Annotated in this window: 11 protein-coding genes; 6 read left to right on the forward strand and 5 right to left on the reverse strand. The window is 37.4% G+C overall.

Annotated features, from left to right (window positions below):
* Positions 1 to 112: 112 nt before the first annotated feature.
* Positions 113 to 583 carry a 2-C-methyl-D-erythritol 2,4-cyclodiphosphate synthase gene (gene ispF, locus CLO1100_RS01825; protein ID WP_014312060.1) on the reverse strand — a complete coding sequence of 157 codons (471 nt, stop codon included), beginning with the start codon at positions 581 to 583 and terminating at the stop codon, positions 113 to 115.
* Between the two features lie 211 nt (positions 584 to 794).
* On the opposite strand from ispF, the gene proS reads away from it, so the two are divergent.
* Together proS and CLO1100_RS01835 are read left to right on the forward strand one after the other, a co-directional pair.
* A complete protein-coding gene (proS, locus tag CLO1100_RS01830) occupies positions 795 to 2231 on the forward strand; it encodes a proline--tRNA ligase (protein WP_014312061.1) in 1437 nt (478 codons plus the stop codon).
* A gap of 177 nt (positions 2232 to 2408) precedes the next feature.
* Positions 2409 to 3197, forward strand: coding sequence for a CAP domain-containing protein (locus CLO1100_RS01835; RefSeq protein WP_014312062.1), 789 nt, complete (start codon positions 2409 to 2411; stop codon positions 3195 to 3197).
* A gap of 46 nt (positions 3198 to 3243) precedes the next feature.
* Here CLO1100_RS01835 and CLO1100_RS01840 read toward each other — a convergent pair whose 3' ends face one another.
* The 4 genes from CLO1100_RS01840 to CLO1100_RS01855 form a co-directional block, all read right to left on the reverse strand.
* Positions 3244 to 4155 (reverse strand): RluA family pseudouridine synthase, encoded by a 912-nt coding sequence (locus CLO1100_RS01840; RefSeq protein ID WP_014312063.1) that lies wholly within the window; start codon positions 4153 to 4155, stop codon positions 3244 to 3246.
* Between the two features lies 1 nt (position 4156).
* Complete coding sequence (locus CLO1100_RS01845; protein WP_014312064.1) at positions 4157 to 6604, reverse strand: mannose-1-phosphate guanyltransferase; 2448 nt, start codon at positions 6602 to 6604, stop codon at positions 4157 to 4159.
* Between the two features lie 46 nt (positions 6605 to 6650).
* Positions 6651 to 6947: a hypothetical protein gene (locus tag CLO1100_RS01850; RefSeq protein WP_014312065.1), complete on the reverse strand. Its 297-nt coding sequence runs from the start codon at positions 6945 to 6947 to the stop codon at positions 6651 to 6653.
* 73 nt (positions 6948 to 7020) lie between these two features.
* A complete protein-coding gene (locus CLO1100_RS01855) occupies positions 7021 to 7434 on the reverse strand; it encodes a GtrA family protein (RefSeq protein WP_014312066.1) in 414 nt (137 codons plus the stop codon).
* A 156-nt stretch (positions 7435 to 7590) separates the two neighbouring features.
* Between CLO1100_RS01855 and CLO1100_RS01860 the strand changes: the two genes are divergently transcribed.
* The 4 genes from CLO1100_RS01860 to CLO1100_RS01870 all read left to right on the forward strand — a co-directional run bounded on the left by CLO1100_RS01860 (position 7591) and on the right by CLO1100_RS01870 (position 11825).
* Positions 7591 to 8277, forward strand: coding sequence for a DUF2238 domain-containing protein (locus tag CLO1100_RS01860; RefSeq protein ID WP_014312067.1), 687 nt, complete (start codon positions 7591 to 7593; stop codon positions 8275 to 8277).
* Between the two features lie 17 nt (positions 8278 to 8294).
* Positions 8295 to 9257, forward strand: coding sequence for a UV DNA damage repair endonuclease UvsE (gene uvsE, locus CLO1100_RS01865; protein ID WP_014312068.1), 963 nt, complete (start codon positions 8295 to 8297; stop codon positions 9255 to 9257).
* Between the two features lie 119 nt (positions 9258 to 9376).
* Entirely contained in the window at positions 9377 to 9505 is a 129-nt protein-coding gene (locus CLO1100_RS21195; protein WP_014312069.1) for a hypothetical protein, read from the forward strand.
* A 163-nt stretch (positions 9506 to 9668) separates the two neighbouring features.
* Entirely contained in the window at positions 9669 to 11825 is a 2157-nt protein-coding gene (locus tag CLO1100_RS01870; RefSeq protein ID WP_014312070.1) for a Tex family protein, read from the forward strand.
* Positions 11826 to 11866 lie beyond the last annotated feature (41 nt).

Raw genomic sequence — 11866 nt, forward strand, 5'->3', positions numbered from 1 at the left:
TAAAATATCCGCGTTCGCCCATAAACAACTGCAAATATCTTTAACCAAGCTTCCATTGATACAATTTATACTCTGAGTATAGGCTAAAACATCAGCCCATTTTTTACAGTTTTTATATTGCAGTAACTATACAAAAAGCCTGAACGCCTTTACCCTGACCAAATGCGGTTAGACCTTCACCGGTTGTGGCTGTTATTCCGACACAGTTTTCCGGAATACTTAATAATTCAGATATGGACTTGCGCATTTCGGGAATCTTGGGTGATATCTTAGGGTAGGAACACTCTATTGAAATTGAGACGTGTACTACTTTAACATCAACCAGATATTTGAGAGCCTCCCGCAAATATTCGGAGCTATCTGTAATTCCTCTATCAAGGCACATTTCATCGCTGATTTTTCCAAGTATGTTGACGCAAGTTACACCGGATATTGCGTTGGTAAGTGCATGGAGAACTACATCTGCATCGCTGTTTCCATCTAATGGCGTTACATCATCAAAAACCACGCCGCCTAGTATAAACTTTTTAGTGTTGTTGTGAAAATCAAATTTGTGGCTGTCCTGGCCTATTCCAACTTTCATAGTATTCTCCAATTCTTAAAAAATGTACAAACACATTATATTATAACCTTTGAGGCCCGTGCAAGTGCTATTGACATACCATGGTAAATATATTATATAATAGTAGTTAGAACTTTTTCGACTTATCTGCCGGGATTGTTAAATAAGTCGGTGGGCAGATTACTGATTAATAAATATTAATAAGTGTTCAAATACAGTACTGGAGGTAACGATGGCTAAGGATAAAAAACTGGTAGAAGAAATAACTTCTATGAATGATGATTTCGCTCAGTGGTATACCGATGTTATAAAGAAGGCTGAACTTGTAGATTACTCAAGTGTTAGAGGTTGTATGGTTATCAAGCCTTATGGCTATGCAATATGGGAGAATCTTCAGGAGGCACTGGATACAAGATTTAAGGCTACAGGACATGAAAATGTTTATATGCCTATGTTTATACCTGAGAGCTTACTGTTAAAGGAAAAGGAGCATGTTGAAGGATTTGCACCTGAAGTTGCATGGGTAACTCACGGAGGAGATGAAAAGCTGACAGAAAGGCTTTGCGTCAGACCTACGTCTGAAACCTTGTTTTGCGAGCATTATTCAAACTCTATCCAATCCTACAGAGACCTGCCAAAGCTCTACAACCAATGGTGTTCTGTAGTAAGATGGGAAAAGACTACAAGACCATTTTTGAGAACACTGGAATTTCTGTGGCAGGAAGGGCATACTGCACATGCTACAGCAGAGGAAGCTCAGGAAGAGACCATAAAAATGCTTAACGTATATGCTGATGTTTTGGAAAATGTACTTGCAATCCCTGTTATAAAAGGAAGAAAAACCGACAAGGAAAAATTTGCAGGAGCTCATGCTACCTACACGATTGAAAGCCTCATGCATGATGGAAAGGCTTTACAGTCGGGTACATCCCATAATTTTGGTGATGGGTTTGCAAAAGCTTTTGATATTCAATATACAGATAAGAACAATCAACTCCAATATGTACATCAGACCTCATGGGGTGTAACTACTCGTCTTATAGGTGCTATCATAATGGTGCACGGAGATGACAGCGGTTTGGTTCTTCCTCCGGCAGTAGCGCCTACACAGTTGATTATAATACCTGTTTCTCAGCATAAGGAAGGTGTTTTGGAGAAAGCAAATGAATTAAAAGACAAGCTTTCCACTAAGTTCAGGGTAAAAATGGACGATAGCGACAAAATGCCCGGATGGAAGTTCAGTGAATATGAGATGAAAGGTGTTCCTATGCGTCTTGAAATAGGGCCAAAAGATATTGAAAAGAATCAGGCTGTATTGGTAAGAAGAGATAACAGAGAAAAGATATTTGTTTCTTTGGACAATCTGGAAGAAACAGTTAAAAACACTCTTGAAGATATACAAAACTCACTTCTTGAAAAAGCAAGAGAGCTAAGGGATAAAAAGACTTATACTGCGACAACTATTGATGAGTTTGAGCAAATCATAAATAATACACCCGGCTTTGTAAAAGGTATGTGGTGCGGCGACCGTGAGTGTGAAGACCTGGTTAAGGAAAAGACAGGTGCAACGGCAAGATGTATGCCTTTTGAGCAGGAACAACTGTCAGACAAGTGTATGTGCTGCGGAAAACCTGCAAAATCAATGGTATACTGGGGTAAAGCATATTAAGTAATAATACTAAAAATACAAAACAGGCAGGATATCATATATTATGATGTCTGCCTGTTTTTTTGTTCTTTTCATTAATATTTCTCAATATTGTAAATAATTATGGAAAACATGTCAATACTATCAACATAAGGTGATTTATCCAAATATAGTTATTTAGAAGCAGGAGGGGTTGTAGTGAAAACAAGGAAAAAAGCAGCGATAGTATTGAGTATTATGGTTTCCGCATTTACCTTTTTACCTGTTAGTACATTACAGTACAGGGTAGATGCATCACAATCTTATCAGCAAGTGGCTTCAACAGCCGGAACGGTTACGGCACAGGATGTACACTTGCGTACCGGCCCAAATACCAAATTTGACAGTCTGTGTAAACTGAAAAAAGGGCAAAAGTTAACTGTCATGGGAAAGCTGGGAGACTGGTATGCGGTTTATGACAGTGCCAATGGAAATATAGGTGCAGTATCATCCCGGTATTTCAAAGTTATCCAGCCGAAGAAAGCTACAGTCAAAACAAAGCAGGCCAGTACAGCTAAAGAAACGGTTAAGACCACTGCACAGCAGACTGTTGCAGCTAAGGTTATAGATGTTTCGCCTGATGAAAAGGCCATGCTGGATATGGTTAATAAGGCCAGAAAAGAAGAAGGGCTGAATCCTCTGGTTTTTGATGAAGAACTTTTAAAGTTAGCCAGAATGAAGGCAACTGATATGAAAAATAATAATTACTTCAGCCATACATCTTCATATTACGGAACTCCATTTGATATGATGAAAAAATACGGTGTAAAGTTTAGTGTTGCAGGTGAGAACCTTGCAGGAAATCAATCAATGGAAAAGGCTTTGACAGCATGGCTTAAAGAAAGCGGAAACAATCTCTACAACAAAGAATTTACCCACACAGGGATTGGTGTTGTAGAGAGTCCCACATACGGCAAGCTGTTTGTAGAAATGTTTATGAAGAAGTAAAACACAAAAAATGACTTCAATGAATTGGTTGAAGTCATTTTTTTGTTCACGGTTTTTTACTCTGATTACCGGCTACCTGTTTCAGACTGAATGGCGGGTCAATGGTAATCGTTTTTTTATTCAGATAATTTAAATGTCTGGCAGAGCTTTGAAAGTCAAAAGTAAGCCTGCTGGCACAAAGAAGCTGATATTTTGCATTATACTGCTTGTTTTCGGTGTTTTTGCCATATTTGCCGTCTCCTATTATTGGATGGCCATAATAGGCAAGATGGGCCCTTATTTGATGGGTTCTGCCTGTAACCAGCTCTACCTCCAGCAAGCTAAGGGAATTCAAAGAATCCATGACACGGTATCTGGTTATTATCTGAACGGAATTTCTGGTTTTTTCAGAGGTTATAAATACCCTACTGAGCTTTTCGTTTTTGTCCAGATAGTCAACCAGTTCTGCTTTCTTTTTCTCCATTTTACCGGATACAATGCAACTGTAGTACTTCTGTATTTCTCTTTCCTTTATTTTATCCAGAATAACTTCAAGGGTGGCATTATTTTTAGCGATTATCACCAGCCCACTGGTATTTCTGTCAAGTCTGTGACATAAGGCCAGATTTGACCCGTATATGCTTTGAAGTTTATCAATCAGAGTTGCTTCTTTTTGATTTTTATCAGGATGAACAGGAATTCCTGCTTCCTTGTTTACAATCAAAAGGTTGTCATCTTCATAAACCACTGAAAAACCTTCGTCATTACGGCCAAACAGATAATCGTCAATAATATAGACATCTATTTTGTCTCCGCAACTGACAATATAGTCCTCTTTTATACGTATTCCGTTTACTTTTATATCCTTTTTGCGAAGTGCCTTGTATAACATACCCGAGGCAAGATTGGGGAAAAAATCACGTACTACCCTGTCAATCTTTTTACCTTCATGGTTTTCTTCTGCTGTAATTGTCCTCATATTAACTATTTGTAATAATCCTTTCAACAATATTGTGAAATCTGACACAATGTTCTTTGGCCGTAATTGCAGAACTTCCTTCAGAAATTATTTTAAAAGCCGGAGTATCGGCATCAGGTATTATAAGCACCCAGCCGTCTTCAAGGTATAGCTTAATTCCATCGAGAAGTTCAGCTTTTTTGTCTTTATTGTCATTTATTATTCTTCGCATTACCATGCCTTTTAACTCCCAGGGACAGTAAATGCTCTTTTTGTCTATGTAAATTTTAGGAATTTCCAAAAGCAGCTGGTTTAAGGTTATTCCCGACACACACATGTATTCAATTATTTTAACAAGACCTGCTATAGCATCAAAATTAAGTACAAGCTGGTCAGAACCGGCTGAGCTGCTTCTTTCACCTAAAATCTCATCCATAACAGCCTGTAGACAATTTTTAGTTCTTTTTACAACACAACGGTATCTTGAAGCAAGCCTTTCTATTACATCAGAACTTGTAATAGGTACATAAAAGGTCGTTCCCGGTGATCTTTTAAAAATAATCAGGGAAATAAAAGCTTCAAATAAATCATCTTTTACAACAATACCTTCTCTGCTTATCAGAGTAAGATTTTCACCGTTACTGTCAATTATAGCACCAAATTCGCAATTAGTTTCAACTAATACTGAAGTTACCGAGGATATATCAGAGTAGTTTTCATAGCAGATAGTCTGGCAGCCCATGTTTGTAAGCATAGGGCCCACAATGTAACAAACAAATTCAGATTTGGAAAATATACATATCCTTGGGCTGTGCTGCATTATAGCATTTACATTGGTATTCTTGATAAGGTTTCTTACGTAATAGCTGCTGAAATCAGTAATGTTATTTAATCTGCTGATCTGTTGGGATGAGCATCTTTTAAAGTCTTCACGAAAGAAGGAATTTTCTATTTTGCGTTCAGAGAACTTACTTATTGAAGTACCTCTCGAATCCATAAAATCCACTCTTATTAAATTGGGATTATCCATATCAGTCTTTATATGGATTCCCCCTTCTGCTTTTAGAAAGCCTATAGCATATCTTGATATTGGAGTAAGAAGACTGCTCATATTGAATACTTCAATACCTACAGAGAGTATTCCGGAAATAAAAGCATGTTTGAACATCCGGGCGGAGTTTGAATTAGTTGAGCTGACTACAACTTTAGAACCTGTTTTAAGGTGAGAGCCATAAGCAGCCCCAAGTCTTGTAGCGTATTCAGGGGAAATATCTACATTTATAATACCAGATATACCGTTTTCTCCGAAAATCTTACTATTATGTTTTGACCCCCAAATCATGTTTCTATCAACTATGGCAAGGGGTTCTACAACTTTTTCCGGCCAAAGCCGTATATTTGGCTTTATTATAGACCTTTCATTTATTTTACAGCCTTCACCTATTACAGAATTTTCAAATACTGAGACATAATTCTTGAGATTAACATGATTACACAGTATTGCCCCTCGGAGTTCGCTTCCATTCTCAACATAGCAGTTGTCCCATAAAATACTTCTTACTACGGATACATCGTTTTTGACAATTGTGTTATTGCCAATAACGGCATAGCTTCCAATAACTGAACCACTACCGATTTTACAGTTGGAACCTATAACACACGGAGGTATAATCCGGGCACTTTTATCAATAACCGTACCGGGGCCAACCCATACATTCTCATTTAATTGGTCGCCGATATTTATTTTTAGTTTTCCATTGAGAATATCACAATGGGAGTTAATATAAGAATGTGTATCGCCTATGTCGCACCAGTAGTCATTGGTGACATAGCCAAAGATTTTTTTGGATGAGGAGAGGAGAGTAGGAAATACATCCCGGCTGAAATCCGTATTTTTACCCGATTCAATATAGCTCAGAATTTCGGGTTCCAGTATGTATATACCGGTGTTAACCATGTCGCTGAAAATCTCACCCCAGCTGGGCTTTTCAACAAATCCCTTTACAGAGCCGTCTTCATCCGTTAAAACAACTCCATATTCCAGAGGGACATCAACCTTTGCAAGTATAAGTGTAGCAATAGACTTTTTAGATTGGTGATATTTCAGAGCTTTATCAACATCCAAATCAGTAAGAGAGTCCCCGCTTATTACAATAAAGGTCTCATCTAAAAAGTCCCGGGCATTTTTTATCCCGCCTGCAGTACCTAAAGGAGATTCTTCAAGAAAGTAATATATATTTACTCCGTGAGAATGTCCGTTGCCAAAGTAATCTTTGATTATTTGAGGATGGTACAACAAAGTTATACCAATGTCTGTAATACCATAACTTTTTAATAAACCAATAGTATGTTCCAATACAGGTTTGTTTATTATAGGAACCATCGGTTTTGGTAAATCACAAGTAAGGGGTCGGAGCCTAGAACCTTCGCCGCCTGCCATAATAATAGCTTTCACACTATCACCCCGCATTCCTGGTATTTGATGCTACTGGTTAAGTTTTCCTATTATATAATATTCATCTTTTATTGTAATAATCCTTTAATATTTTAATGTCTTCAACTCCATAACTTTCTTCAAGCACAGAAACTGCATTTTGTTTATTGTGAGGTTCCACTTCAACTACCACTTTTACAACAGTTGAAGGAAGAGCTCCGGGAAATTTTCTAATTAACTGTTTCTGGCTTATGCCGATATGAAGTCCGAATTCAGTAGTGGTCAGGTATGCCTTTCGTATTCCGTTATCCTTCAAATTGCCCAGTACATTTTTTGCATCTGATAAATTGGTATATAGAAAAACAAGTTCTTCCTGCATAATCAACCAGCCTCCTTGATTTAGTTACAAATAGTATTTGTAACATTGCAAGGAATTAAGCCGGTTTTTTCTGTTAATCCTTAAACGTAAATATTTTATTCAGCAAAAAGCTTACAAGGGTATAAAAAACCATTCCTATAAGCTGAGAAATATTTTTCTCAATGTGAATTGTTTCCACAAGCAGAATAACAAATCCCAGCTGTACTGCATAGCACCCTGCAAAAACCAGTGCAAACCGTATAAACTGGCTTAATGTGGACTTCTGATTACCTTTGAATGTCCATAATTTATTTAAAATAAAACTGTTAATAAATCCGCATACATAGCCTGCACCGTTTGCAAGCTTGTAGGAAACACCAAAAGCATTCTGAAGAACAAAAAGTACTATCATGGTGATAAGTGTATTAATTAAGCCTACAAGGCCATATTTTATCATCTGACCTATAACATTGCCGAATTTATCCTTTAAGATACCGAAAGAGTTCATTATATTCATCACCCTTTTTAAACATATTTGCGTATTATATAAGTATATATAATACTATGGCAAAAGCCTTAGTTGTCTAATAATTTTACCATAAAAATTGCCTGAAAAGCCAGGATGGTGAAAACTGCATTAATATAATTTGATTGGAGATAGAATATGTCTAAATTCATGAAAAAATTTTCACTTCTTGACACAAGGAAAGCCCAGATTCCTTTTAGAAAAAACCGTGTTCTGCACGCAATGATTGCAGCCTATTTTATAGTTTTTATCATTTTATCAATAAAACCTGTTGAAACCTTTGAATGGTGGTTTGAAAGTATTATTCCCCTTATCGTAATAGTAATTCTTGGATTTTTATACACAAAAAACAGGCTTACAAATACAGCTTATTTCTGTATTCTGACGGTCTTAGTTTTACATGCAGTAGGGGCTCATTATACCTATGCTGCCTGTCCTGTAGGAGCTTGGATTAGCAGACTTTTTGGTGTCCATAGAAATCATTTTGACAGAGTGGTTAATTTTGTTTTTGGTCTTCTTATTTCAATACCGGTTTTAGAAAGTATATATTACAGGTTGCGAATCAGATACATTGGTGCGTGTATGCTTTCGGTGGTAATTATTCTGGCGGCAGCAGCACTCTACGAAATTTTTCAGCTGTTTTCAACAATGATTTTAAACGACGTACGTATAGAAGCTTTTTTGGGCTTTCAAGGAGATTTATGGGACTGTCAAAAAGATATGGTATTAGCGATACTTGGAGCATTTATTTCAATGAGTACCTGCATAATATTAAGGATTAATAAGAATCATAAAATATATATGGTAAAATGCCGAAAAAATTAGTTTAAATGGAGAAACAAATGATATTCAGACTTGGATTTGTAGCAATGACACTGGACCTTGAAGACTGTTCACCGTCAGGAACGGTAACATATTCCCTATACAGTAAGATCAAGGATGAAGCCGGAAAACGTTCAAGATTGGAACGGGTTGCAAAATGCAATATTAACAATACCTTGAGGATTCTCAAAAATAGTCTTGCATTAAATATAAAAGTGTATCGATTGACTTCGAAACTAATTCCGTTGGCTACTCACGGTGACCTGAAGGATTGGGATTATGTATCCGACTTTCATGATGAATTTGAACGTCTGGGTGAATATATACGAACCAATAATTTTAGGATAAGTGCACATCCTGACCATTTTACAATACTAAACCCAACTAAGCCTGAAATTCTGGAATCCTCAATTCGTGATCTGGATTACCATGTGAAGCTTTTCGAGGCTATGGGATTAAATGATTTTAGATACAAGTTGGTTTTACATGTGGGGGGACTGTACGGTGACAAAGAAAAATCCATTAACAGATTCAAGGAGAATTTTTTGAAATTACCTGACAGAATATCAAAAAGAATAATTCTTGAAAATGACGATAAATGCTTCACGGCAGCCGATGTCTTGGGAATTTGCGAAGATTTGAAAATTCCCATGCTTTTGGATGTTCATCATCATAGATGCGTTAACTATGGAGAGGAATTAGGAGATTTACTTGACAGAATATTCAATACCTGGAACGCGGAACCGGACCCGCCCAAAGTACATTATTCCAGCCCAAAAAGCGAAAAAGAGTTCAGAAGCCATGCTGATTATGTTGACTTATCTGAATTTATGGATTTCCTTCATACAGCTAAAAAAACAGATAGGGATATTGATATAATGCTGGAAGCAAAAATGAAGGACAGGGCATTGCAAAGGCTTTCTGCAGAGCTTTTGGAGATTCCGGAAATCGACAGATTGGATAAAGCAACGTTTCGGATGTAGCAAACAATCTTGCAAAAAGTTGGTTTATAATTTTTATATAGTTTGTATAAAATAATGCTGATGGCTTGCAAAACAGTCATTAATACTAAAGGTAAATAACTTAAAAAGGGGTGCTGTATATGGATAAAGGTAAACCAAAAAGCAGTGACAATGAAAAACTTACATTTGAAAACGACCAGCTTGGAGAAAATCAGGATAATAGAGAAGTAAGACAGCAGTCATGTGACTGCAATAAAGAAAACAAGTAATCGAAGAAATCACACAAATAAGAATCGGCTTAAATGTCGGTTCTTATTTGTTTAAGAGACGGTTCCTTTTCTTGCGGGAAAAATTAATATATAATATCTATAATTGTTTATTAAAAACAGGATAAAATTACCTATATTTATCATAACAGCGGAGGCAAGATATATGACAGATGTAGTCGGACAGTTAACCAGGGAATTCAACTTGAAGACTTTTCAGGTACAAAATACAGTTAAGCTCATAGATGAGGGAAATACAATACCATTTATAGCACGTTATAGAAAGGAAGTTACAGGAGAACTTAATGATCAGGTTTTAAGGGAACTGTACGAACGCTTAGTATATTTAAGAAATCTGGATGAGCGTCGGGAGGATGTAAGGAGGCTTATAGATGAGCAGGGTAAACTCACAGAAGAAATAGTAAAATCCTTAGATAAAGCCGTTACTCTGCAGGAGATAGAAGATATTTACAGACCTTACAAGATAAAAAGGAAAACACGGGCATCTGTGGCTAGGGAAAAGGGTCTTGAACCACTTGCTACTATTATATATTCACAGCTTCCATCCAGAACTCCCTTAAATGAAATTGCTGCAAAGTATATTGACCCGGCAAAAGGAGTAGGCAGTGCAGATGAAGCTATTGCAGGAGCGTTGGATATAATAGCCGAAGAAATTTCTGATAATGCTGAATTCAGAAAAGCTTTAAGAGAAATAATATTTAAAAACGGTCTTGTAGTGTCTTCGGGTAAAAAGGATGAAGACTCAGTATACAGAATGTACTATGATTTCAAGGAGCCTGTTTCCAAGATAGCAAGACATCGTGTACTTGCCCTAAACAGAGGAGAAAAAGAAGATTTCCTCAATGTACGAATTGATGTCAACGAGGATTTGTGTCTGAAATTTTTGAAGGCTGACACTATTAAAAAAACAAACCCTGAAATGGCTAGATATGTAGAATCAGCTGTGGAGGATTCTTTCAAAAGACTGATTTTTCCTTCTTTGGAGCGAGATATACGCAATCAGCTTACGGAGTTGTCTGAGGACCAGGCTATAAAAGTATTTTCTGAAAATCTGAGAAACCTGCTGTTACAGCCTCCTGTCAAGGACAGGGTGGTACTTGGGCTTGATCCGGCATACAGGACAGGCTGTAAGCTGGCAGTAGTGGATGAAACCGGTAAAGTACTGGAAACTACCGTGATTTATCCGACTCCCCCTCAGAACAAAATCGATGAAGCTAAAAAGAAAGTAAAACAACTTATTGAAAAGTACAAGGTCGACATTATTTCAATCGGGAATGGTACAGCTTCCAAGGAATCTGAGATATTTGTCGTTGAACTGCTGAAGGAGATAGAAAGAAAGGTTTATTACATGGTGGTTAGCGAGGCAGGTGCATCGGTATATTCAGCTTCAAAGCTTGGTGCTGAGGAATTTCCCGATTTTGATGTTGCCCTCCGAAGTGCCGTATCAATAGCAAGAAGGCTTCAAGATCCTTTGGCCGAGTTGGTAAAGATCGACCCCAAAGCTATCGGAGTGGGACAGTACCAGCATGATATGAACCAAAAAAGGCTTGATGAATCTCTTGGTGGGGTAGTAGAGGATTGCGTAAACAATGTAGGTGTTGATTTGAATACAGCCTCTGCACCTTTGCTTTCATATGTTTCAGGAATAAGTACTGCAATTGCAAAGAATGTTGTTGAGTACAGAGAGGAAAACGGTAAATTCAAGGCAAGAAATGAACTAAAGAAGGTAAAGAAGCTGGGAAATAAAACTTTTGAACAGTGTGCAGGTTTTTTGAGAATAACTGACGGTGGAAATATTCTTGACAATACATCTGTTCACCCGGAATCTTATAAGGCAGCAAAGCTTCTTTTGGAGAATATGGGTTACTCTTTGGAAGATGTAAAAGACAAAAAACTGGCGGGACTTGATACTAAGGTTGCTCAGGCAGGAACGTCACAGGTTGCAGAAATGTTGGGCATTGGGATACCAACCTTAAAGGATATAATGAGTGAATTGCTAAAGCCGGGAAGAGACCCCAGAGACGAACTTCCAAAGCCAATGCTTCACTCTGATGTACTTAACATGGAGGATCTGAAAGCGGGAATGATACTAACAGGGACTGTAAGAAACGTGGCTGATTTCGGAGCTTTTGTCGATATAGGAGTTCATCAGGATGGACTTGTCCATATATCCCAGCTGGCGGATAAATTTGTAAAGAACCCCATGGATGTAGTAGCTGTGGGGGATATAGTAAAGGTTAAGGTTTTAGAGGTGGACGTTGAAAGAAAAAGGATATCACTGACCATGAGAGAAATAAACTAAAACTATTTATTTATGGGTTATTGTGGTATTATTAAAATTAG

Source organism: Clostridium sp. BNL1100, assembly GCF_000244875.1.
Taxonomy (GTDB): Bacteria; Bacillota; Clostridia; order Acetivibrionales; family DSM-1351; genus Ruminiclostridium.

Coding starts and splice junctions, on each gene's coding strand:
- ispF (WP_014312060.1), bottom strand. CDS start 583: ATGAAAGTTGGAATAGGCCAGGACAGCCACAAATTTGATTTTCACAAC.
- proS (WP_014312061.1), top strand. CDS start 795: ATGGCTAAGGATAAAAAACTGGTAGAAGAAATAACTTCTATGAATGAT.
- CLO1100_RS01840 (WP_014312063.1), bottom strand. CDS start 4,155: ATGAGGACAATTACAGCAGAAGAAAACCATGAAGGTAAAAAGATTGAC.
- CLO1100_RS01845 (WP_014312064.1), bottom strand. CDS start 6,604: ATGCGGGGTGATAGTGTGAAAGCTATTATTATGGCAGGCGGCGAAGGT.
- CLO1100_RS01850 (WP_014312065.1), bottom strand. CDS start 6,947: ATGCAGGAAGAACTTGTTTTTCTATATACCAATTTATCAGATGCAAAA.
- CLO1100_RS01855 (WP_014312066.1), bottom strand. CDS start 7,434: ATGAACTCTTTCGGTATCTTAAAGGATAAATTCGGCAATGTTATAGGT.
- CLO1100_RS01860 (WP_014312067.1), top strand. CDS start 7,591: ATGTCTAAATTCATGAAAAAATTTTCACTTCTTGACACAAGGAAAGCC.
- uvsE (WP_014312068.1), top strand. CDS start 8,295: ATGATATTCAGACTTGGATTTGTAGCAATGACACTGGACCTTGAAGAC.
- CLO1100_RS21195 (WP_014312069.1), top strand. CDS start 9,377: ATGGATAAAGGTAAACCAAAAAGCAGTGACAATGAAAAACTTACATTT.
- CLO1100_RS01870 (WP_014312070.1), top strand. CDS start 9,669: ATGACAGATGTAGTCGGACAGTTAACCAGGGAATTCAACTTGAAGACT.